The sequence below is a fragment of the Parahoeflea halophila genome (assembly GCF_900220985.1).
Classification (GTDB): Bacteria; Pseudomonadota; Alphaproteobacteria; order Rhizobiales; family Rhizobiaceae; genus Hoeflea; species Hoeflea halophila.
Genome location: NZ_OCPC01000003.1, coordinates 160,492 through 183,346, shown reverse-complemented (window position 1 = coordinate 183,346; position 22,855 = coordinate 160,492). Strand labels below are relative to the sequence as shown.

At 61.3% G+C, this 22,855-nt stretch carries 21 protein-coding genes and 1 pseudogene; 8 read left to right on the top strand and 14 right to left on the bottom strand.

The features are described 5' to 3' along the window. Positions 1 to 94: 94 nt before the first annotated feature. The 5 genes from CRO46_RS11380 to CRO46_RS11360 form a co-directional block, all read right to left on the bottom strand. Complete coding sequence (locus CRO46_RS11380; protein ID WP_097107901.1) at positions 95 to 481, bottom strand: diacylglycerol kinase; 387 nt, start codon at positions 479 to 481, stop codon at positions 95 to 97. Beyond that, positions 478 to 1,074, bottom strand: coding sequence for a glutathione S-transferase (locus CRO46_RS11375; protein WP_097108248.1), 597 nt, complete (start codon positions 1,072 to 1,074; stop codon positions 478 to 480). The genes CRO46_RS11380 and CRO46_RS11375 overlap by 4 nt, the downstream gene beginning before the upstream one ends. A gap of 37 nt (positions 1,075 to 1,111) precedes the next feature. Beyond that, positions 1,112 to 1,819 (bottom strand): ribonuclease T2 family protein, encoded by a 708-nt coding sequence (locus CRO46_RS11370; RefSeq protein ID WP_097107900.1) that lies wholly within the window; start codon positions 1,817 to 1,819, stop codon positions 1,112 to 1,114. 7 nt (positions 1,820 to 1,826) lie between these two features. After that, the gene (locus CRO46_RS11365) at positions 1,827 to 2,249 is read right to left on the bottom strand and encodes a hypothetical protein (protein ID WP_143439017.1); all 423 of its coding nucleotides are present in this window, start codon (positions 2,247 to 2,249) and stop codon (positions 1,827 to 1,829) included. 74 nt (positions 2,250 to 2,323) lie between these two features. Continuing rightward, positions 2,324 to 3,175 carry a 23S rRNA (adenine(2030)-N(6))-methyltransferase RlmJ gene (locus CRO46_RS11360; RefSeq protein WP_097107898.1) on the bottom strand — a complete coding sequence of 284 codons (852 nt, stop codon included), beginning with the start codon at positions 3,173 to 3,175 and terminating at the stop codon, positions 2,324 to 2,326. Between the two features lie 84 nt (positions 3,176 to 3,259). Between CRO46_RS11360 and CRO46_RS11355 the strand changes: the two genes are divergently transcribed. Beyond that, positions 3,260 to 5,398 carry a molybdopterin-containing oxidoreductase family protein gene (locus tag CRO46_RS11355; protein ID WP_097107897.1) on the top strand — a complete coding sequence of 713 codons (2,139 nt, stop codon included), beginning with the start codon at positions 3,260 to 3,262 and terminating at the stop codon, positions 5,396 to 5,398. Between the two features lie 52 nt (positions 5,399 to 5,450). On the opposite strand, the gene CRO46_RS11350 is transcribed toward CRO46_RS11355, so the two are convergent. Further along, positions 5,451 to 5,912 (bottom strand): SDR family oxidoreductase, encoded by a 462-nt coding sequence (locus CRO46_RS11350; RefSeq protein ID WP_097107896.1) that lies wholly within the window; start codon positions 5,910 to 5,912, stop codon positions 5,451 to 5,453. A 136-nt stretch (positions 5,913 to 6,048) separates the two neighbouring features. Continuing rightward, the gene (locus CRO46_RS11345) at positions 6,049 to 6,519 is read right to left on the bottom strand and encodes a MarR family winged helix-turn-helix transcriptional regulator (RefSeq protein ID WP_097107895.1); all 471 of its coding nucleotides are present in this window, start codon (positions 6,517 to 6,519) and stop codon (positions 6,049 to 6,051) included. A gap of 120 nt (positions 6,520 to 6,639) precedes the next feature. Here CRO46_RS11345 and CRO46_RS11340 point away from each other — a divergent pair, with 120 nt between their 5' ends. Then, entirely contained in the window at positions 6,640 to 7,062 is a 423-nt protein-coding gene (locus CRO46_RS11340; protein WP_097107894.1) for an organic hydroperoxide resistance protein, read from the top strand. A gap of 58 nt (positions 7,063 to 7,120) precedes the next feature. On the opposite strand, the gene CRO46_RS11335 is transcribed toward CRO46_RS11340, so the two are convergent. From CRO46_RS11335 to purM, 3 genes are all read right to left on the bottom strand, one after another. Further along, positions 7,121 to 8,392, bottom strand: coding sequence for an SAM-dependent methyltransferase (locus CRO46_RS11335; protein ID WP_097107893.1), 1,272 nt, complete (start codon positions 8,390 to 8,392; stop codon positions 7,121 to 7,123). Between the two features lie 164 nt (positions 8,393 to 8,556). After that, complete coding sequence (purN, locus tag CRO46_RS11330; protein ID WP_097107892.1) at positions 8,557 to 9,183, bottom strand: phosphoribosylglycinamide formyltransferase; 627 nt, start codon at positions 9,181 to 9,183, stop codon at positions 8,557 to 8,559. Beyond that, complete coding sequence (gene purM / locus CRO46_RS11325) at positions 9,180 to 10,250, bottom strand: phosphoribosylformylglycinamidine cyclo-ligase (protein ID WP_097107891.1); 1,071 nt, start codon at positions 10,248 to 10,250, stop codon at positions 9,180 to 9,182. Before purM ends, purN begins: the two co-directional genes overlap by 4 nt. Before the next feature lie 203 nt (positions 10,251 to 10,453). On the opposite strand from purM, the gene CRO46_RS11320 reads away from it, so the two are divergent. From CRO46_RS11320 to CRO46_RS11295, 6 genes and pseudogenes are all read left to right on the top strand, one after another. Beyond that, positions 10,454 to 10,999 (top strand): CDP-alcohol phosphatidyltransferase family protein, encoded by a 546-nt coding sequence (locus tag CRO46_RS11320; RefSeq protein WP_097107890.1) that lies wholly within the window; start codon positions 10,454 to 10,456, stop codon positions 10,997 to 10,999. Positions 11,000 to 11,045: 46 nt separating this feature from the next. After that, positions 11,046 to 12,170 (top strand): AI-2E family transporter, encoded by a 1,125-nt coding sequence (locus tag CRO46_RS11315; RefSeq protein ID WP_097107889.1) that lies wholly within the window; start codon positions 11,046 to 11,048, stop codon positions 12,168 to 12,170. Further along, positions 12,170 to 12,874 (top strand): DnaA regulatory inactivator HdaA, encoded by a 705-nt coding sequence (hdaA, locus tag CRO46_RS11310; protein WP_097107888.1) that lies wholly within the window; start codon positions 12,170 to 12,172, stop codon positions 12,872 to 12,874. Before CRO46_RS11315 ends, hdaA begins: the two co-directional genes overlap by 1 nt. Before the next feature lie 129 nt (positions 12,875 to 13,003). Then, positions 13,004 to 15,145, top strand: a pseudogene (locus CRO46_RS11305) (RNA degradosome polyphosphate kinase); the annotation flags it as partial. Positions 15,146 to 15,429: 284 nt separating this feature from the next. Then, a complete protein-coding gene (locus CRO46_RS11300) occupies positions 15,430 to 16,956 on the top strand; it encodes a Ppx/GppA family phosphatase (RefSeq protein ID WP_097107886.1) in 1,527 nt (508 codons plus the stop codon). Positions 16,957 to 17,387: 431 nt separating this feature from the next. After that, positions 17,388 to 18,683: an SAM-dependent methyltransferase gene (locus CRO46_RS11295; RefSeq protein ID WP_097107885.1), complete on the top strand. Its 1,296-nt coding sequence runs from the start codon at positions 17,388 to 17,390 to the stop codon at positions 18,681 to 18,683. A 254-nt stretch (positions 18,684 to 18,937) separates the two neighbouring features. Here the strand turns inward: CRO46_RS11295 and CRO46_RS11290 are convergent, their stop codons facing one another. From CRO46_RS11290 to CRO46_RS11275, 4 genes are all read right to left on the bottom strand, one after another. After that, positions 18,938 to 19,240, bottom strand: coding sequence for a hypothetical protein (locus tag CRO46_RS11290; protein ID WP_097107884.1), 303 nt, complete (start codon positions 19,238 to 19,240; stop codon positions 18,938 to 18,940). Positions 19,241 to 19,327: 87 nt separating this feature from the next. Continuing rightward, a complete protein-coding gene (locus CRO46_RS11285; protein WP_097107883.1) occupies positions 19,328 to 19,612 on the bottom strand; it encodes a hypothetical protein in 285 nt (94 codons plus the stop codon). A 661-nt stretch (positions 19,613 to 20,273) separates the two neighbouring features. Beyond that, complete coding sequence (gene rnd, locus CRO46_RS11280) at positions 20,274 to 21,419, bottom strand: ribonuclease D (RefSeq protein WP_097108247.1); 1,146 nt, start codon at positions 21,417 to 21,419, stop codon at positions 20,274 to 20,276. A 15-nt stretch (positions 21,420 to 21,434) separates the two neighbouring features. Then, complete coding sequence (locus CRO46_RS11275) at positions 21,435 to 22,718, bottom strand: MFS transporter (protein WP_097107882.1); 1,284 nt, start codon at positions 22,716 to 22,718, stop codon at positions 21,435 to 21,437. Positions 22,719 to 22,855: the final 137 nt, after the last annotated feature.

The window sequence follows — 22,855 nt, the reverse complement described above, 5'->3', positions numbered from 1 at the left end:
TGAAACCGGAAATGCCACATCAATGCCGGGGTTTTTTGGCCTGGCGAGACCGTGGCATGTGCAAGCCTGACAGCCTTGTCCCGGATGCTGGCACCTACGTGGCAAGCGGCAGCCACAGTGCCGCCAGGACGTAGGCCGCCCATATGCCGTTGGTGAGCAAAAGGCAGAACACGGCAAATGATCCCAGATCCTTGGCGTGTTTTGCCATTTCCGAATAGGCCGGCGACGCGTGATCGGTGATCTCTTCGACTGCGGTGTTCAGGGCCTCGACCGAAATTGTCAGCAAGAACAGCAACGTCGCACCCACATATCCCCACAGCGGAGCTCCGGAAAGGCCGAACAGCCCGAGAAGCAGCACGAAGGCTACGATTTCGTGCCGGAAAGCGGTTTCGCGCAAAAGCCGCCTTACCCCGCCCAGCGAGTAGCGGGTGGCGGCGAGAATATGGGCGATCCCGGTTTCCTTGTCCGGCCGCTGGCTCACGCTTTGGGCAGCAAGGCGTCGAGTTCGGGAAAGCTGGAGGCGAATTTCGCGCTCCAGCGCTTGAGCTTCGGCCGTCCGCGCTCCCACTGGCCAGGAAACCTGAGCGCCAGGTAGCCGAGCAGTGCGGCAACGGCGAAATGTCCGCCGTTGGGTGCCTTGGTGATGCGCGGCAGATTGCCTTCGAGATGGTCAAGCGCGCGCGTTGCCTTGGTCCACTGCCTGTCGATCCAGTCCTGATGAACGATCTCGGCCGGGCGGAAACGCCGCTCATACATGATCGCCAGCAGGCAATCGCAGGTCCCGTCGGCCAGCGCTTCCATCACCTCCGCATCGGTGCGCTTGGCGGCATTGCGCGGGTAGATCCGCTTGCCACCGGCCCGGTCGATGAACTGCATGATGGCGCGGCTGTCGAAGATCGACTGACCTTCCGCGGTGATCAGTGTCGGGATCTTGCCGAGTGGGTTGTTGTCGATCAGCTCTGCCGGCGCCGCATTGGTGTCGGTGAGCACGGCTTCGGCTTCAAGCCCGGCGAACTTTGCCGCCATCCGGACCTTGGCCGAATAGGGGGAGGCCGGCGAGTAAAGGATTTTCATCATCGGTTTCTTCTTTCGTGAAAACAGCCAGCAGCGCTCAGCCCGGCTCGGGAACATTCAGATCTTCAATCGTGCAGCCGTTGCGGTCAATCTCGCCGCAACTGCGAAAGCCGAGAGACGGTGTCATGCAGATCCGCACCTCGCGCAGAAGCCCGCGCTGGCACTTGACCGCGATGCCCTCGCGCGTCATCCCCGGATTGGCGGCAATGAAGGCATCTTCGGCTTCCAGTGCGTCTACCCGCGCCGGCAACCGGTCGAGTGCGAAGGCCTTGGGCACCACGACCTGTTCCCGCGCGGCCCGCAGCACCTTCAGGTATTCGGCCTGGGTCAGCCCGGAACAGGAACCGTGCTTGCGCCACTGGTGCCCGATCAGCCCCATGGAGGGCACGGTATCAAGATAATTCCGGCCCAGTTGCGACGGCACCCGGTCGGGCTCACGCGACGGACAGAACTCGGGATAGCCATTCTCGAATTGCGGCCACAGGCCGTGCACGACGAACCCGAGGTCGCGGTCTTCGGCGCATTGCTGCCGGTTGGCCCGGTCACCCTCGACCAGGCAATAGGCCGGCGACCAGGACAGCGCCAGCACGTAAAAATCAAAGCCGGAGCCAAGCGGCAGGCCGTTGCTGCCGGATGCCTGGTGCGTCTCGGCCTGCGCGGGCGGGGTGCCGTCGTCGGAGCATGCCGCCCCCAGCATCAGCACCGTCAGGCCCAGCAGAACTCTCAGGAACGTCGGTCGTGCCATCACCTGATCAGCGAACCGATCTGCACCAGGCGCCGTGAACCTTGAGCGGATCGAGCCCGGAGATGCAGTATTCGAGATTGTCACCCAGTCCGGCAAAGCCCTGACCGCCTTCGATCAGCCACCAGATCTGCCGTTTGTGGCCATCATTCATGAGGGCGGTACCATGGCAGTAGAGCCGGGGGATCGACCAGTATTCGGTGCCGTATCTGCTGCGATTGCGGTGCGCCCGGTCAATGCGCGCGATCGCGAGACCGCGCTTGAGCACGTGACGGTCATTCCACAAGAAACGCTTCTGGATGTGCGAGAGCACCTGTGGCGCGTCGCAAGCGGGGAAATGCTTGCCGCCGAAGGCCGGGGCAGGGCTTGCATAAGCCGACAGCGACACGCCAAGCGTCGTTGCAAGTGCAATTATCAGGCTTTTCATGGTCACGACCGGGTCCTCCAAACACGATGCGAGTCTCGGTATAAGGTGACCCGGCGCTATTCGGCAAGCCGGATTGCCCGTCAGCGCTCGCCAACCAGCATGGCGACTTCGGCACCGGCGCCCGGTCCCTGGGCCAGGATTTTGGCCAGTTCGGGCAACACCCGCTTGAGCTCGGCCTCCAGCGTAAACGGCGGATTAAGGATCACCAGCCCGGTTCCGTTCAGCCCCGGCGCGTGTGTATTGTCGCGTATCATCAGCCGCACCGTCAGGGTGTTGGGCCGCCCCAGCGCAGCCAGTTTCTTGTCGAAACCGGCAAGCGGACTGTCCGCCTTGATCGGGTGCCACAGCATGTAGGTGCCGCCGGGGAACCGCCGCGTGGCCCGCGCCAGCCCGTCGATCATCCGGTCATACTCGCCTTCGGCCTCGAACGGCGGGTCGACCAGCACCAGCCCGCGTTTTTCCTTGGGCGGCAGATGCGCGCCCAGCGACAGCCAGCCGTCGAGTTCGATGACCCGGGTCTGGTAATCTCCCTCAAACACAGTCTTGAGCAGTTTCGCATCGTCCGGATGCAGCTCGATCGCTGTCAGCCGGTCCTGCTTGCGCAATAGCGCGCGGCTAAGTTTCGGTGAACCGGGATAGTGAAGGACACCGCCCTGAGGATTGAGCGCTTCGACGGCCTCAAGCCAGGGCGCGAGGAAGGCCTTGAGCCCGGAGGACAGCCCGGCGGCGTTTATCCGTCCGATACCTTCGCGCCACTCGCCGGTCTTCTGCGCCTCTGTTGACGACAGGTCGTAAAGCCCGATCCCGGCATGGGTGTCGATCACCCGGAATGCGGCGTCCTTGCGCTTGAGATAGGTGATGATCTGGGCCAGCACCGCATGCTTGAGCACATCGGCGAAATTGCCCGCATGATAGCTGTGACGGTAATTCATCGTCTGGCGTGTTCTGTCCCTGATTTGATCTGATCGCGTGCGCATGTCATGGCGCTGTGCTATGTTTTCTCATATAGAGAAAGCATGAACGACGCGACCCCCATTGATTCCGCTCAGCGCGAATCCGCAGCTCCCACTGCACTCGGCCACTCGGCCTGTCCGCATGATTGCCCGTCCACCTGCGCACTGGAGGTGGAGCTGCTCTCGCACAACCGCATCGGCCGGGTGCGCGGTGATGCCGGCAACAGCTACACCGCCGGCGTCATCTGCGCCAAGGTGGCGCGCTATTCCGAACGCATTCACCACCCCGAGCGGCTGCTCAAGCCGCTGATCCGGTCCGGCGCAAAAGGCGAGGGCCAGTGGAAGGAAGCAAGCTTCGACGCAGCACTTGATCTGATCGCCGAGAAATTCGAGCAGGCGGAAGCGAAATTCGGCTCCGAGACAGTCTGGCTCAACTATTATGCCGGCACCATGGGGCTGGTGCAGCGCGACGGCATCCACCGCTTGCGGCATGCCAAGCGCTACTCCAACCAGTTCGACAGTTTCTGCACCAACATGGCCTGGACCGGCTTCGCCATGGGTGCCGGCACCATGCGCGGCTCCGATCCGCGCGAAATGGCGCAGTCCGATTGCGTGGTCATCTGGGGCACCAACGCGGTCTCCACCCAGGTCAATGTCATGACCCACGCCATGCGCGCGCGCAAGCAGCGCGGCGCCAAGATCGTGGTCATCGACATCTACGACACGCCGACGATGAAACAGGCGGACATCAAGGTACTGCTGAAGCCCGGGACCGATGGTGCCTTCGCCTGCGCGGTGATGCATGTGCTGTTCCGCGAAGGTCTGGATGATCGCGAATATCTCAACAAATTCACCGACGACCCGGCAGGTCTTGAATCACATCTGCAGGATAAGACACCCGAATGGGCCGAAGCCATCTGCGGCGTCCCGGTGGCCGAGATCGAGGCCTTTGCAAGGCTGGTCGGCACCACGAAGCGGACTTTTTTCCGGCTCGGCTACGGCTTTACCCGGCAGCGCAATGGCGCCGTCAACATGCACGCAGCACTTTCGCTGGCCGTCTGCACCGGCAGCTACCAGTATGAAGGCGGCGGCGCATTTCATTCCAACTCCGATCTGTTCCGGCTCGACAAATCGCTGCTCGAAGGCCGCAAGTATTTCGATCCGGGCCTGCGCTGGCTCGACCAGTCCAAGATCGGCCGGGTGCTCACCGGCGACGCCGAGGCGCTGGACGGCGGACCGCCGGTCACCGCCATGCTGGTGCAGAACACCAACCCGGCCAATGTCGCGCCCGAGCAGCGCAAGGTCATCGAAGGCCTCAAGCGCGAGGACCTGTTCCTCGCCGTGCACGAGCAGTTCATGACCGACACCGCGGAACTTGCCGATGTCATCCTGCCGGCGACGATGTTCCTCGAGCATGACGACATTTACCGCGGCGGCGGACATCAGCACATTGTGCTCGGCCCGAAGCTGGTCGACCCGCCCGAAGGCCCGAAACCCAACCATCATGTGATCGAGGAGCTTGGAAAACGCCTGGGCGTCAGCGATCGCGATGGCTTCGGTTTGAGCGAACGCGAGCACATCGATATAATGCTGAAAAAGCGCGATCTGGGTGATTTCGACAGTTTCAAGGCCGACAAATGGGCCGACGTGCAGGTGGATTTCGAAACTGCGCACTTCCTCAAAGGCTTTGCCCACAAGGACGGCAAGTACCGCTTTCGCCCCGACTGGACCGGCACGCCGGCCGCCAACAAACCGCCCAAGCGTATGGGTCCGCAGGGCCCGGTGGCACAGTTGCCGGAATTTCCAGATCATGTCGAGCTGATCGAGACTGCCGATGAGGCTCACCCCTTTCGCTTGGCAACATCGCCCTCGCGCTCGTTTCTCAATTCGAGTTTTGCCGAAACGCCCTCTTCGAAGGCCAGGGAGAAGCAGCCGGAATTGCTGATCCATCCTGAAGATGCGGCGGAACTCGGGATTGCCGATGGCGAGAAGGTGCGGCTCGGCAACAGCCGCGGTGAACTGGCAATGCCTGCGAAACTCGATGCAGGCCAGCGCCGCGGCGTGGTCATCCATGAAGGGCTCTGGCCCAATTCCGCCTTCGAGGGCGGCGAGGGCATCAATACGCTCACCGGTGCCGATTCCTGCGCACCCTATGGCGGTGCGGCGTTTCACGATACGCGGGTATGGGTGAAAAAGGCCTGAACCTTGGTGGATTTCGCATGGCGTGCCGGCAGTGGACCGGCGCGCCATGAATTCAGGTCTTGTAGATTGAATTGCCGCCGTCAGCCGCCAGTGCGCCGCTGGTCACGAAGGTTGATTCATCGGACAGCAGAAACAGTGCTGCGCGCGCGATCTCTTCGGGCTCCGCCATTCGCTTCAGCGCATGTAGTCCTGCCACCCATTCATGGAACGATGAGTCGTCACCCGCCATCTCGCCTGTCGTGCCCGCAACGTTGAAGCTGCCGTCGCGCCCGACGTACTCCGAGATTGCCAGATCTACGAGCGCCTTGTGATAGCCGCCGTGACCAACGTCGCCGGCCAGCCATTTCGCCTTGCGGCCTGTCTCGCTGGTCTTGCCGAAGATCTGCGCCAGCTTCGTCTTCCACCGCGCGCCGAGTACCGGATTTCCGCCTTCGGGCGCAAACCGGTCCGTTGCAGCGGCGCCAATTCCACTGCTGGCGCCGGTGTTGATGATTGTCTTTCCCTCAAGTCGCATGTTGCTCTCCTGTGTTGCGAGAGCCACTGCCTGGGCAAGGCGAAACCTTCCCGACACCCGATTTTGGCACACAAAACCAGCCGCACCCTTCTCGGCATCAAGGGCTTTTCTGTCACCCGCTAGCCGGTCAGAGGACCTAGGCGGTCCCGGTTACCCTTGCGTTCCTGAGCGATGCCCTGAGTTTCCCCAGCATTCCGTGCAGCTGCACAAACTCCTCCATCGACAACCCGAATGCTCTGGCCACGCAGGCCGGAACATGGCTGGCCTTCTGCTTCAATTCACGGCCGGCATTGGTGAGTGTCACCCGCACCTTGCGCTCGTCGGAGCTGTCACGCTTGCGCTCAAGCAGTCCCTGGCTTTCCATCCGCTTGATCAGCGGAGTCAGGGTGGAGGAGGCGAGGTCAAGCCGGGCGCCAAGGTCGCCCACACTCTGGCCGTCGCGGTCCCACAGCACGATCATCACCAGATATTGCGGATAGGTCAGGCCAACTTCCGACAGCAGCGGCTGGTAGGCCTGGCCGATGGCGTGATGGGTCGCGTAAATGTCGAAGCACAGCATTGATTCAGGGCGCAAGCTCATTCCGCCGGGCAGGTTGTCATCAGCCATCTGGCAATCTCCTTTCAGCCAAATCTGTTTCGGCCATCGCATCCGTGCAGCCACTTGCAGGAAGCGCTGTGGACCTGTATATATCGAGCACGACTAAATCGCAAACAAAGGAAATGGACCATGGTTACAAAAGTTGTCTACAGCACCTCGGCGACAGCAACCGGCGGCCGCGATGGCCGCTCGAAAACCCATGACGGGGCAGTGGATGTCAATCTCGCCGTTCCTACCGAGATGGGCGGCCCCGGTGGCGGTGTGAACCCGGAACAGCTTTTTGCCACCGGCTACGCCGCCTGTTTTCTTGGCGCCCTGAAGTTCTACGCCGGCCAGAAGAAGGTGAAGGTGCCCGACGACGCCACGGTGACCGTGACCGTCGGCATCGGCCCGCGCGAAGACAATGGTTTCGGTCTCGACGTCAAGATCAAGGTCGATCTGCCGGGCATCGAGAAATCCGTTGCCGAAGACCTGATCGCCGGCGGCCACAAGGTCTGCCCTTACTCGCACGCCACCTCCGGTTCACTCAGCATCACGCCCGAGCTCGCGTGAGGGCCAGCTTCGGCTTGAGCGGACATCATAAGCCCGGGTCCATTGCGGCCCGGGTTTTCTATTCGTCGAGCGCCTGGGCGGCGCTGGCCACCACCCGCTCCAGAAATTCGGGCTCCAGGCCTGCAAGCCGGGCTTCCTCCGCGCCGATATAGTCGCGTGTGATCGGCACCGCGTCGCGCTCACGGCCGATCTGCAGCTGGAACACATTGCTTGAACCCTGCAGAAACACGCATTCGGCAACCGACAGGTAGAGTTCCCACATCCGGCAGAACCGCTCGCCCATGAGCTTCACAGCAGCTTCTCGGTTGTCGAGGAAGCGATTGCGCCAGAGCTGCAGCGTGTAGCCGTAGTGGCAGCGCCAGATTTCGCAGTCGAGCAGCCACAGCCCGGTTGGTTCAAGCGCTTCCACCGTCTCCGACAGCGAAGGCGCGTAGCCGCCGGGAAAGATGTATTTGCGGATGAACGGTCCGGTCACGCCGGGCGGCGCCTTGCTGGACATCGAGTGGATCAGCGCCACTCCATCGTGCGACAGCCGGTCGCGGACGGTGAGGAAATAGGGCGCCAGATACTGCACCCCGACATGTTCGAGCATGCCGACCGAAATCACCCGGTCAAATTTTCCGGTCACCTCGCGGTAATCAATCAGCTCGAACCTGACCCGGTCGCTGACGCCGAGAACTTCCGCGCGCCTGCGAGCGACGGCGAGTTGCCGCTCCGAGAGTGTAATGCCGAGCACTTCGACATCGGCGAGATGGGCCAGATACAGCGCCAGGCCGCCCCAGCCGCACCCGATATCGAGCACTTTTTGGCCGGGTTTCAAAACCAGTTTGGCGGCCAGGTGACGCTTCTTCAGCGTTTGGGCATCCTCGATTGTTGCCGTGCCCTCCGGAAAATAGGCGCAAGAATACTGCATGTCCCGGTCGAGAAACAGCCGGTAGAGATCCTCGCCGATATCATAATGAGCCTTGGCGTTGGCGCGCGATCGCGACAGCACATTGTGCTGGTGAAACCGGCGGATCTTGCGCGAGATGCCTCGCCAGAAAATCTGGCTGGGCGACAGGTCGAAATGGCGTTTGTTGGCGTAAAACACCTTGATCAGATCATGGATGCTGCCGCTGTCCATGACCAGTTCGCCATCCATATAGGCCTCGGCTGCATTGAGCTCCGGATTGAGAAGGATTTTCCATTCCGCGGTCTTGCGGGTAAAGCGGATCGCGGCCTCGGGGCCCGGTTCCTTGCCGCCGAACACATGCACCGCGCCCTTGGCGTCGGTCATGGTCAATCGTCCAACCCTGATGGCCTTGTTGAGCAGTCCGTAAAGCGAAGGCATGGTCTCTCCGTTCTGAAACGGGTGTCCTTGCAGCTGTCGGTGATGTTCCCGTTGCCGTGGTGCTACGAAAGCAGGTTGCGGTGCCGGCGTAAAGATCCAGCCAGGAGGCAGTCCATTCGCGTTGTGTGGCGCAGATACGGCGATGCCAGTGGATGGGACCCGATTTAGGACCGGCTGTGCTGGGCCCGGCCGTCGCTGGTCATGCGGACCTCGCCGCGGGCCACCATCGCCAGGGCTAGCGGATATATCCTGTGCTCGGCTTCGAGCACGCGCTGAGCAAGCGTTTCGGGCGTGTCGTCGTGCTCGACGCGCACCGGCTCCTGCTCGATGATCGGGCCTTCATCCATGCCCTCGGTGACAAAATGCACCGTGCACCCGTGCACACGGCATCCTGCTGCGAGCGCGCGTTCATGCGTTGCCAGGCCCGGGAAGGCCGGGAGCAGGGACGGGTGGATATTGATCATCCGCCCAGCATATCGGGTGACGAAATCGCCTGACAACAGCCGCATATAGCCCGCAAGTGCGACGATTTTCGCACCTGCCGCATCGAGCGCGGCGATGACGGCAGCTTCGTGCTCGGCCTTGCTGTCATAGTCGGCGCGCGGGATCGCGATCGCCTCGATGCCGAAGCCCCGGGCATGCTCAAGGCCCTTGGCGTTCGGCTTGTCGGAGATGACTGACACGATCCTGGCCGGAAAGTCCGTGTGCAGCGATGCGGCGATCAGCGCACCCATGTTGGACCCGCGTCCCGAGATCAGCACGGCAACCGGAACTTTCGGCCTGGAACTCACAGCGCCAGCGTTCCCTGGTAGATCACGCCGGGGCCGTTGTTGGCGCGTATGGCAAGTTTGCCCAGCCGGATGACCTGTTCACCTTGCGCTTCAAGCGCATCCTGAACGCGCCCGGCATCGGCCTGCGCCGCGACCACGATCATGCCGACACCGCAATTGAACGTGCGCAGCATTTCCTCTGCCGCAACGCCGCCGGTCTGCGCCAGCCAGGAAAACACCGCCGGCGGCCGGATTGCGCCGAGATCGATCTCTGCAGCAAGCCCTTCGGGCAGAACACGCGGCAGGTTTTCCGGAAAGCCGCCACCGGTGATATGGGCCAGCGCCCGGATCGCGCCGGTCTCGCGGATCGCCGCTAGCAGCGACTTGACGTAGATCCGGGTCGGTTCGAGAAGCGCCGCACCCAGGCTGGTCGAGGCATCGAAGGGGGCCGGTGCGGCATACTCCAGCCCGCTCATTTCGACGATGCGGCGCACCAGCGAATAACCGTTGGAATGAACACCTGACGAGGCCAGGCCCAGAAGCACGTCGCCTTCGGCCAGGCTGCCTGACGGCAACAACTGCCCGCGCTCGGCAGCACCCACGGCAAAACCCGCCAGATCGTAGTCGCCATCGCGGTACATGCCCGGCATTTCAGCCGTTTCACCGCCGATGAGCGCGCATCCGGCCTGCAGGCAGCCCTGTGCGATGCCCGAGACAATCGCCGCGCCCTGTTCGGGATCAAGCTTGCCGGTGGCGAAATAGTCGAGAAAGAACAGTGGCTCGGCACCCTGGACCACGAGGTCGTTGACGCACATCGCCACCAGATCGATGCCGACCGTGTCGTGGATGCCGGCCTCTATCGCAACCTTAAGCTTGGTGCCGACACCATCATTGGCAGCCACAAGAACCGGATCGCTGAAGCCTGCTGCCTTGAGGTCGAACAGACCGCCGAAGCCGCCGATCTCGCCATCCGCTCCGGGACGGCGGGTGGAGCGCACCAGCGGCTTGATGCGGTTGACCATCTCGTTGCCGGCATCGATATCGACGCCCGCCTGGGCATAGGTGAGGCCATTCTTCGGATCAGCCATCTGGCTTCCCCTCCCTGGGTTTCTAAGCAGCTTCGTATGACCAGCGGGATGGCATTTTGCGTCCGGTTCCGCAAGCCGAAGCTTGACCGGTTGACGCACAAACTCCGGGAAAACCGCGCTGAAACATGCTATTCCATGCGAAACCAGTTGGAATAGCATCGATCAATTGCCATATCGAAATTACTCAGGATCGGTTGCTGCCCATGACCTTGCCAAATCTCATTACCATTGCTCGCTTCGTTATGGTTCCGCTCATCATCCTTGCGATGATCAAGGGCGAGATGCTGACAGCTTTCATGCTTTTCCTGCTGGCCGGGGTGTCTGATGGGCTTGATGGCTTCATTGCGCGCCAGTTCAATCAGAAATCCGAGTTCGGCGCCTGGCTGGACCCGATCGCCGATAAGTTGTTGCTGGTCAGTGTCTTTGTCATGCTCGGCTGGCTCGGCGCGCTGCCCGAATGGCTAATTATCTTCGTGGTCTCGCGCGATGCCATGATTGTCGGTGCGGTGGTGCTCTCCAGCCTGCTCGGCAATCCGGTAGCGATACGGCCGCTGTTGGTCTCCAAGGCCAACACCATGTTTCAGATCATTCTCGTGGTGCTGGTGCTGGCGGATCTGGCTGGACTTCCCCGGCTTGACGCGATCGTCGGATGGATGATCTATGCGGTCGCAGGCTTGACCATTGCTTCGGCCGGCGCCTATCTCGTCACCTGGCTCAGGCATATGACCAGCGACGAACGGGCCGATTGATGGAGAAGAAGATGGCCGGCTCACCCGGGTCTGCTAGCGAGGGATCATGACCACTCACATAGACCGCGCGGCGCTGCGCCGCCAAATCTTCTTCTGGCTGCTGGCGCTGGCCGTCGCGATCGGCTTTCTGATGGTCTTCCGCTCCATCCTCTTGCCGTTCATCGCCGGGATGGCGCTGGCCTATTTCCTCGATCCGGTGGCAGACTGGCTGGAACGCCGCGGGTTTTCGCGTTTGATGGCAACGGTAGCGATCCTGATCGCTTTCATTGCTTTGTTTGCCATCTCGCTGGTTGTCATCATCCCGATCCTCGTCACCCAGGCGGCCGATCTCGGCGGCCGGATCCCCGGCTACATCACCCAGTTGCAATCACTGTTGATGTCGGAATCCAACCTGCTGCCCGGCTGGGTCAGCGATCAGCTTGGCCAGATCAAGGACAGTTTCGCTGCTCTCTTGAAAGAGGGCGCCGGGCTGGTCGGAACCATCTTCCAGCAGATTTGGAATTCGGGCATGGCGCTGCTTGATATCGCAGCCCTTTTCGTGGTCACTCCGGTTGTTGCATTCTACCTGCTGCTCGACTGGGACAACATGGTTGCCAAGGTCGACAATTGGGTGCCGCGCGATCATCTCGGCACGGTGCGCAACCTGGCCAAGCAGATAGACGCGACCATTGCCGGCTTCGTGCGCGGGCAGGGCAGTGTCTGCATCATTCTCGGTCTCATCTACGCCATCGGTCTGTCTATGGTTGGGCTGAACTTCGGCCTGTTGATCGGTCTCTTCGCCGGTCTGATCAGCTTTATTCCCTATGTTGGCTCGATGGTGGGACTGGTCCTGGCCGTTACTGTGGCGATTGTCCAGTTCTGGCCGGATTTTGTCATGATCGGTGCTGTGATCGCGGTCTTTGCGCTGGGGCAGTTTTTCGAAGGCAATATTCTGCAGCCGCGTCTGGTCGGCAAGTCGGTCGGTCTGCATCCGGTCTGGCTGATGTTCGCGCTGTTTGCCTTTGGCGCATTGTTCGGATTTGTCGGCATGCTGATGGCGGTGCCGGTCGCCGCCTCGATTGGCGTGCTCGTGCGCTTTGCAATATCGCGCTACCTCGACAGCGATCTCTACCACGGCACCCAGCGGCCGGTTCCGCATGGCGGATCATCCGACGACATTGCAGGTCAGTGATGGGCAAGCCGCCAGTCACCCGGCAATTGCCGCTCGAATTCGATCATGATTCCGCATCTGGCCGGGACGATCTGATCGTCTCCGACCGCTTGAGCGCTGCGGTGGCAATCGTCGACCGCTGGCCCGACTGGCCGTCGCCGGTGGTGGTTCTGGCCGGGCCGACCGGATCCGGAAAATCACATCTGGCCACGGTCTGGGCCAATCGCGTCGGCGCCACCACCGTCAACATCACAAGGCCCGATCCGATGGTGCTTGAAACAGCGGCTCAGGGGCCGGTGCTGGTCGAGGACATCGATCACACAGGCTTTGATGAAACCGCCCTGTTTCACCTTATCAACGCCGTGCGCGAGCATGGCAGCGCCGTGCTCATCACCAGCCGGCTGTGGCCCGCCGGCTGGCAGGTCAGCCTGCCGGACCTGGCCTCCCGGCTCAAGGCGGCGACAGTTGTCGAAATCGCCGAGCCTGACGAGGAACTGCTGGCCAAGGTTCTGGTCAAGCTGTTCTCGGACCGCCAGCTGGTCGTCGATGACAGGATCATAGACTGGCTGGTTGCACGGATGGAACGTTCGCTTGCCGCCGCCCGTCTTGTCGTCACTCGCCTCGACCAGCTGGCCTTGGCCCGCGGCACGAAAATCACCCGTGCCCTGGCCGCCGAAGTGCTGGCCGAAATGGAGGCCGGGATGAGCGACACTGAAGTGTCATAGTTCCTTCTTTCTTGTGCTATAGACGGGCGATCCTGAATTGGGGCGTTGGAGTGCACAATGGACAATCTTGAGGCCGTGAGTGGAAACGAGTTGCGGATTGATCCGATTGCATCGGACATCACGCCCGAAGAGCTCTTGACCAGTCCCAAGCGCTTCATCAACCGGGAATTCTCCTGGCTTCAATTCAATCGCCGGGTGCTTGAAGAAACCCTCAATGGCGCCCACCCGCTGCTTGAGCGGATCAGGTTCCTGTCGATCTCGGCTGCCAATCTTGACGAGTTCTTCATGGTACGGGTCGCCGGTCTGGAAGGCCAGGTCCGCGAAGGCATCACCAACCGCTCGCACGACGGCCTCTCGCCAAGCGAACAGCTTGACCAGATCCTCGGTGAAATCGATGGTCTGCAGCTTGAGCAGCAGGCGTCGCTGGCGATCCTGCAGCAAAACCTGGCCGCCGAGAACATCTATATCGTGCGCCCCTCTGCGCTGGTGGAAGGCGATATGGAATGGCTCGAAGACCAGTTCCTGCAATCGATCTTCCCGGTGCTTACGCCGTTGTCGATTGATCCCGCGCATCCGTTCCCGTTTATCCCGAATCTGGGCTTTTCCATCTGCCTGCAGCTGGCGTCCAAGGCGGCCAACGAACCGATGACGGCGCTGATCCGCCTGCCGGTCGCGCTCGACCGCTTCCTGCGCCTGCCGGATCACGATGGCGCCATTCGCTACATCACGCTCGAGGACGTGGTCAGCCTGTTTATCGGCTCGCTCTACCCCGGCTATGAGGTGCGGGGCTCCGGGACGTTCCGGATCATCCGCGATTCCGATATTGAGGTCGAGGAGGAGGCAGAGGACCTGGTGCGGCTGTTCGAAAGCGCGCTCAAGCGCCGCCGCCGTGGCTCGGTAATCCGCATCGAGTTCGATTCGGAGCTGCCGCAAAGCCTGCGCGAATTTGTGGTCCACGAAACCAATGTGCCTGAAAACCGCGTCGCCGTGCTGCCCGGCCTGCTGGCGCTCAACACGCTGTCGGAAATCACCAAGGCACCGCGCGACGATCTCAGATTTGAGCCTTACAACGCCCGCTTTCCGGAACGCATCCGCGAACATGCCGGCGATACCTTCGCAGCCATCCGTGAAAAGGACCTTGTTGTTCACCACCCCTACGAATCCTTTGATGCCGTGGTGCAGTTCCTGATTCAGGCGGCCCGCGATCCGGACGTGCTGGCAATCAAACAGACGCTATACCGCACCTCGAACGACAGCCCGATCGTGCGCGCGCTGATCGACGCGGCCGAAGCCGGCAAGTCGGTCACGGCCCTGGTCGAGCTCAAGGCCCGCTTCGACGAGGAAGCCAATATCCGCTGGGCCCGGGATCTTGAGCGTGCAGGCGTCCAGGTGGTCTTCGGCTTCATTGAGCTCAAGACCCACGCCAAGATGTCACTGATTGTCCGGCGCGAGGAGGGCAAGCTGATTACCTATTGCCATCTTGGCACCGGAAATTATCACCCGATCACCGCCAAGATCTACACCGACCTGTCCTATTTCACCTGCGATCCGGTCATGGCCCGCGACACGGCTCATGTCTTCAATTTCATCACCGGCTACGGCGAACCCAAGGACATGAACAAGCTGGCGATCTCGCCGCTTTACCTTCGGGGACGTATTCTCGCCAACATCGAGGCCGAGATCGAGCATGCAAGGGCCGGGCGGCCCGCGGCCGTCTGGATGAAGATGAATTCCCTGGTCGATCCGGAAGTCATCGATGCGCTCTACAATGCCAGCCAGGCAGGCGTCGAGATCGATCTGGTGGTGCGCGGGATCTGTTGCCTCAGGCCGCAGGTTCCAGGTCTATCCGAAAACATCTATGTCAAGTCGATTGTCGGTCGGTTTCTCGAGCACAGCCGGATCTATTGCTTCGGGAATGGCCATGGCCTGCCGTCGCCGGAGGCGCTGGTGTATATCAGCTCCGCCGATCTGATGCCGCGCAACCTCGACCGCCGTGTCGAGACCCTGGTGCCGTTGAGTAACAAGACTGTGCATGAACAGGTGCTTTTGCAGATCATGCTCGGGAACATGATTGATAACCAGCAGAGTTACGAGATATTGCCCGACGGAACCTCGCGGCGGATCGAACCGGGCGAGGATGAAGAGCCGTTCAATGCACAGGTGTATTTCATGACCAATCCGAGCCTCTCTGGCAGAGGCGAAGCCCTGAAGTCCAATGCGCCCAAGCTGATCGCCGATCGGCTGGCGCGGGCATCACGCAGCTCCCGCTGATTTGTGACTTCCGCCGATCAGTCCGGGCCCGTCAGGAGCGTCTCGTACGCCGTGCTGTCCTGTCCGCCGGACAGGGCGGGAGATGTGTATCGTCCCGGACAGGCCAGCCTCACGTCTGTTTGTGCGACAAGAACCGTCCCCGGTGATCGGGAAAACTTGTGCTGCGGCGTTTCTGCCGGGTTTAAGTTCCCAACGATGCTCTATATAAGGGCGCTCAAGATTGTGTCCCTGGTTTCGCTCCGCGCCTGCGGACCGCGTCGCCCTAACCATAGAGCGCCTTAGACATGGTGGAATCGGAAGCTCAGGGCCGGTTGCCGGGAATTCACCCCATATCCGTCATCGATATTGGCTCCAACTCGGTGCGTATCGTCATCTATGAGGGACTTAACCGGGCGCCCTCGGTCCTGTTCAACGAAAAGGTGCTGTGCGGGCTGGGCAAGGGGCTTGTTGCCACCGGCAGGATGGACGAGAGCGGGATTGCGCGTGCGCTCGGTGCGCTGAAACGGTTCCGCGCGCTGTCCGAACAGGCGCGAGCCTCGGAAATTCACGTTCTTGCCACAGCGGCCGCACGGGAAGCTGAAAACGGGGCCGCCTTCATAGCTGCTGCCGAAGCAATTCTCGACTGCCAGATCCGGCTCCTGACCGGCGAGGAAGAGGCCCGTTTTTCCGCTCTCGGCGTTATTGCCGGCTACCACAAACCCGACGGGATCGCTGGAGATCTTGGCGGCGGCTCGCTCGAGCTTGTCGATGTCAGGAACACCGTGCATTCTGGCGGCCAGACCCTGCCTCTTGGCGGTCTGAGACTGGCGGAAATGTCTGGCAACTCGGTTTCGAAGGCGCGCACCATAGCACGCCGGGCGCTCAAGAAATCCGCAGTGCTCAAGGGCGGGACAGGGCGGACCTTCTACGCGGTCGGCGGCACCTGGCGAAACATTGCCAAACTGCACATGGAGATCACCGGTTATCCGCTGCACATGATGCAGGCCTACGAGATCGACGCCGCCCCCGCTATCGAGTTCCTCGGCGAAGTCGCCGCCATGAAACAATCCAAGATCAACGCCATCAAGGCTATCTCGCGCAACCGCCGTGGCCTCCTGCCTTATGGCGCCGTCGCCTTGCAGGAAACCCTGATTGCGATGAAGGCTGCGCGGGTCAGTTTCTCCGCGCTCGGCGTGCGCGAGGGCTTTCTCTACTCGCTGCTCGGTGCCGCCGAGGCCGCACGTGACCCGCTGCTGACGGCGGCAGGCGAACTGGCGATCCTGCGCGCCCGTTCGCCCGAACACGCCCGCGAACTCGCCGCCTGGACCGGACGCATGTTCCCGGTCTTCGGTGTCGAGGAAAGCGAGGAGGATGCCCGTTACCGCCAGGCGGCCTGTCTGCTGGCCGATATCTCCTGGCGCGCCCATCCCGATTATCGCGGACCCCAGGCGCTCAACATCATCGCTCATGGCACCTTCACCGGAATCAGCCATGCCGGGCGGGCCTATATTGCACTGGCCAATTACTTTCGTTTTGAAGGCCTCAATGATGACGGCATGTCTTCGGAGCTGGCGGCGATCGCAGGCAGCAAATATCTCGACTATGCCAAACTGCTTGGCGGCATGCTGCGGGTGGTCTATCTCTTCTCCGCCTCGATGCCGGGCATGGTGCCGCAGCTCGAATTCGTCCCTGCGGCTGCCTCGGACGGCGAGGTCGACATTGTGCTCAAGGTACCGCGGTCCTGTGAGGCCTTTGTTGGCGAACGGCTTGAGGGACGTCTCCAGCAACTGGCCAAGCTGACCGGCAAGAGGCTGGGCTTCCGCGTCGGCTGACGCCGCTCCAGGAGGGGGCGATCGGCATATCGTAGCTACCTGCGAGGTCATGCTGAAGGAAGCGCATTCGATCCGCGCACCGCAGACCGGGCAAAGGAAAAGGCCGGGCGAAATTCGCACCGACCTTCCTGATCTGCCTCAACACACCTGCCAGTACATCCGTGGTCAGGCTGGAGGCAAATTTCTTTGCTGACCCTGATATGGTGTGCCGGTTTGCGATTGCAAGGGTGCCGAACAGGGTTTTCTCCGAAAAGAGTGCACAGCGCCTGCCCCGTCGAGCCGGAGAATAACCCAGACCGGCCCTTCTTAGGCCTTCACACCGGCGGCTCACATCATGCTAGGCTTTGCCTTCCGGATCATGTAGCGGTTTCAAGACGCGGTGACCCGGAAGCACACGGGTTCAGGATTTTTTGGTTGCGGGAGGGGAGTGCGTGAGCAGTACCAGTCGGTTGAATAGTTTTCGCAAACTTCTGACCCATGCCCGGCAGATCCTTGAACTGGATATCGGTTTCAGGCTCTGGGACGGATCGACGGTTCCCGAGGACCTTGCGCCCGGGGCCTTCACCATCCGTTTCGCCGACGAGGGCCTGGTCGCGGCACTCCTGCGGGCCCCCAATCCCGAAACCCTGCTCAATTTGTGGGTCGCCAGGCGGATCGATTTCGAAAACGGCGACATGTTCGAGATGGTCGCGCGGCGCCCGAAAGTGCGCACCCGCGAAATCCGCAAGCAACTGAGCAAATTTCAGGTGTTAAACACCCTGCGCAAATTCCTCTTCGTGGATAAGGGCGGGCCCTGGCCGCTGAGCGACCAACCGGACGAAAAGCCCTCTGACGGAAATGCCGAGGAAAACCAGAAGAACATCGCCTATCATTACGACGTCTCCAACGCCTTCTATCAGCTCTTTCTCGACGAGCAGATGGTCTACACCTGCGGCTATTGCACCGACTGGGATAATGACATTCAGCAGTTGCAGCGCGACAAGCTGGAGATGATCTGCCGCAAGCTGAGGCTCAAATCCGGCGAGAAAATGCTCGACATCGGCTTCGGCTGGGGATCACTGGCGCTCTATGCGGCCGCAAACTACGGTGTCCACGTCACCGGCGTCACCCTGTCCGAACGGCAACTTGAGTTTGCCACGCAAAAGGCAGAAACACTCGGCCTGTCGGACCAGGTCAATTTCATGCTGCTCGATTATGCCAAGGTGGAGGGCGAGTTCGACAAGATTTCCTCGATCGGCATGCATGAAGCCATCGGCATCGACAATTACCCGACCTATTACTCCACCATTCAACGAGTGCTCAAACCGGGCGGGATCTATCTGCATCACGCCATTACCCGGCCAGCCAAGAAAGACGCCAGGACCTTCCGCAAGAAGAACAAGGAGTTCGCATTGCTGACCAAATTCATTTTCCCCGGCGGCGAACTCGACCATATCGGCAACACCGTGATGATGCTCGAACAGCACGGTTTCGAGGTTCATGACGTGGAAAACTGGCGCGAACACTACCAGCGCACCTGCAGGCATTGGCACGACCGACTTCTGGCCAATTACGATGCGGCGGTGGCGGAAGTCGGCGAGGTCAAGACACGGCTCTGGCTGGTCTATCTCGGCGGTTGCTCGATCGCCTTTGAGCGAAACACTGTCCGGATCTATCAGACGGTGACAACCAAGCTGAGGCGCGGCCCCGCCGGCCTGCCGCCAACGCGTGCGGACCTTTATCGGTGAGCGTGCCCTCGAGACAGCCGCGGCTTCATTGGTGAGGATGCCGCCGTTGGCCTGGAGCAGCTAACGGCCAAGCAAAAGCCATGCAAAAAGGCAGGGCGAAATTCAGACCGACCATACTGATCTGCCTCGACGAAGCTGCCAATATATCAAGGCGGGAGGCAATCTCCTTGCTGTCCTCCTTGTCGGTGCTTCTGAACGATTGTCTGGGTACCCGGGTAAATTCGGACAGAAACGCCGAACACGCTCCATTCAGGTCAATCGTCGGGCTTGAAATCCGAACTGACCGTGATCGCGTTTGGGCCGGTCGAAAAGGATATGTCCTTCGGTGTGTCCGTCTTGTAGGTCCAGCTGTCGGTATCGTAAAGATAGTCAGCCTTCAGATAGACCGTGTGGTCGACGCCGAACTGGATCGAGACGTCCCCGCTGAGCATCAGCGTGAAGGACTTGCGGATATCTCCGACCTTTGATTCCTGGTTGATCACGCCTTCGCTGAAAACGGTCCAATCCTGTTCCTTGCCGGACGTGTTGTAAATGAAAAGCGTGTACCTGCGTGTCATGGCCTGATCCTCCCAAAGGGCCGGCCCGTGTGGCAACGGGCCGGCATTGGCCGGAGCTGGGCTAACTCCGGCGGGCTGTTCACCGGTTCAGCATTTGCCGAACGACTTGGTGATGATCACCTTGCCGAGAACGCTGACGGTGACCGTGACGCCGGTTGGAAATGGGCCGGTGAAACAGATGCTCAAGCAGGCTTCCGCCGCCGTGCCGTTCGGGATGAAAGAGGGGATCGGCAGGCAGACCGTGTTGCCGAGAACCGGAAGCTTCAGGCAGATCTTGCCATTTTCGACGGTGACCTGGATGCAGTCGGCGGCGATGTTCATGTGACCGTCGTCGGTCGGATCGATCTTGCCGCCTTCCTGGTAGGTGCCCATATCCGCATAGTAGCTGCGCGCTGCGTCAATCGCGGCGGCAACCCTGTCGTCGCTGAACTCGTGATACTTGGCCTTTGTCTTCTCCCTGGATGTAGCGATTGAAGATCCCGGTCGCGTTATCGGGTGAGTGCGGCCGGAGCTGTGCCTAACGAATACAATTCATGGCGGTAGATTGGCCGAAGCGCAACTATAAATAGATTAACCAGTGGTAATGTCGCCTCGGTTGTGTTTGCGCGTGTGTGCCTTTCTGCTCTTCCAATCCCGCAGAAGCCCGGTCGCGCCGTCTCTGCAGCGCAGACGGGCGGGCCCGCTCGCTTTGGGGGAGCGCCGTTCAGGCAACTGCCTTGCAGTGGGTGAATAAGGCAACAAAGGATGGTCAGGCCCAGTGGGCAGGGTAGATCGGCAGGCTAAGTGGGCTGGGCAAGCGGGCGTCCGGACGTGACCTCGCTCCGGGACGCGAAGCCTTGAGAAGAATTGCGCCAGGCGGAAAGCGCGGTCATCGACCGGCGAGAGAAAGCGGACCGCCGCTCCGGCTGGGCTTTGGTGGGATTTGCGGAACGCGCGGATCTGCCCCGTTTTCGGGTGCGACTGCAGACGGGAAACCGGCAGGCCAGCCGCTGCCCTTGCCTGAACTCAGCCACCTGCCATGAGAGGCCGGCAATCAGAGCTCGACCGCTTCGACCCGCTTGTTGGCGAAACGCAGCGCCAGTTCGCCGCGAATGAGCTTGAGCGCGCGCTCCCCGAACAGCTCGCGGCGCCAGCCCTGAAGTGCTGCCACATCGGCGTCGTCGCCGGCCACGGCGATGGCTTCGAGATCATCAGAATTGGCGATGATCTTGGCGGCGACGTTTTCCTTCTCGACCGTGAGCTTGAGCAACACCCGCAACAGCTCGATGGAGGCCTGGGCACCTTCGGGCGTCTGTTTCTGCCGTGGCAGCCGCGGCATCTTGTCCTTTGGCGTTTCAAGTGCTTCGTTGACGATCTCCACCAGTGTGGCACCCTGTTGCGAACGCTCCCAGCCGCGCGGGATTGTCCTCAGCCGCGACAGCGCTTCTGCATCCCTGGGCTGCTGCTGGGCGATTTCATAGATTGCGTCGTCCTTGATCACTCGGCCGCGCGGCACATTGCGCGATTTGGCTTCGCGTTCGCGCCATGCCGCGACATGCTGCAGCACACACAGCTCGACTGGTTTCTTGACCCGCATTTTCAGCCGCTTCCAGGCGTCTTCGGGGTTGATCTCGTAGGTCGAGCGCGCTTCCAGCACGGCCATTTCGTCGGCAACCCAGAGGCTGCGGCCTTCTGCGTTGAGCCGCGCCACCAGCTCGTGATAGACGTCGCGCAGGTGGGTTACGTCGGCAAGCGCATAATCAAGCTGCTTTTCGGTAAGCGGCCGGCGGCTCCAGTCGGTGAACCGGGACGACTTGTCGATATGCGCGCCGGTGATCCGCGAGACCAGCTGGTCGTAGGAAATCGATTCGCCAAAACCGCACACCATCGCCGCCACCTGGGTGTCGAAAAGCGGGTGCGGCACGAGGTCTCCGAGCTTCACAATGATCTCGATGTCCTGACGCGCGGCATGAAACACCTTGACCACTGACGCGTTGCCCATCAGCTCGAAAAACGGTGTCAGATCAATGCCTTTGGCCAACGGGTCAACGACCCCTTCATCCTCCGGCCCTGCCATCTGGATGAGGCAGAGCTCGGGCCAGTAAGTGGTCTCACGCAGGAACTCGGTGTCCACGGTGACATAGTCGTGTTTGGAAAGGCGGGCGCAAAAGGCGGCAAGCGCCTCGGTCGTTTTTATCATGTCCATGCGTGGCATTTAGCGGGAATTCTCTGGTTTGTCTTCTCCCCCGTGCATCTCTTTCTTTGGAGGTTGCGCATCCCGGTCGACCGCCTGTGCAGCCATGCGGGCAAAAACCGGCGAGGTGCGCAGCAGACCGGCGAAGCGGCCGCGATCGGGCTCGTCGGGTGCCCCCAGAATGATCCGCATGACGGTATAGACAACGAAGGCTCCGTGCATGGCGCCGACGAAGGTGAAAAACGCCACCGGTCCCTGCCAGTCGACCAGCATTGCCGACAGCAGCGGCCCGATCGAGGCGCCGATCGCCCAGAAGAACATCAGTCCCGATGCGATCTGCACATATTCACCGGCCTTCGCCTTGTCGTTTGCGTGCGCCGCCGAGAGCGAGTAGAGCGGCATCGTGAATGCGCCCCACAAGAAGATTCCGATCAGGTTCAGCGCCACGCTGGAGCCGGCAAACCACACCATGAACAGCCCGCAGAGCGTCGAGCCGGTGGTCGCCATCAAAAGCACCGAGCGCCGGCTGATGATGTCGGACAGATAGCCCAGGGGATATTGCAGCACGATGCCGCCAACAATCCCGGCACTCATGAACGAGGCGATATCGCCCACCTGCAGCCCGAGGCCCTCGGCGTATAGCGGGCCGACGGACCGGAACGAAGCTGTTGTCAGCCCCACCGTGATGGCACCGGCCGAGGCCAGCGGCGAGACCTGCCACAGCCGTTTCGGGCTGAAGGAGAACGGGGCAGGCGGGGCAGGGTTGGAGCGGTCGGCAAGCGACACCGGCACCACTGACAGGATCATCAGCATGGTCATCACCGCGAAGATCTCGAAGCCCCCAATGCCGAAGATCGGCAACAGATACTGTGACAAGGTGACTGCCCCCAGGTCGACAAAGCGGTAGATCCCGAGCGTACGGGCGCGGTTGGAATTGGTGATCTGCGCGTTGATCCAGCTTTCCACATTGGCAAACAGCGAGGCACAGCAGACGCCGGTAACAAGCCGCATCAGGAACCAGAAGAAGGGATCGATCACCATCACCAGCGCCATCGAGGCGCAGGCCGCAACAGCAGCCATTGTCGCAAACGCCCTGATGTGGCCGGTGGTCCTGAGCAACCATGGCGTCATCCAGCAGCCGATGATGAAGCCGAAATAATAGCCCGCACCGGCAAGGCCGATGACGGTGGGCGAAAACCCTTCCGCCGAGCCGCGCAGGCTGACCAGCGTTCCCTGCAGGCCGTTGCCCGCCAGCAGAATGCCGGCGGTGGTCAAGAGCGGGATCAACGGGCGAAGCGATTGCATGAAATGCCGAAAATGAGAAAATCAGTTCGTCCAGTCCTACATCGAAAACGCTGATCCGTCGCCACGAAATCCCGACATCGGACAGCCGGTCAGCGCCAGGGCGGCAGCAAAGCGGCCTTTCACCTTGACAAACCGGG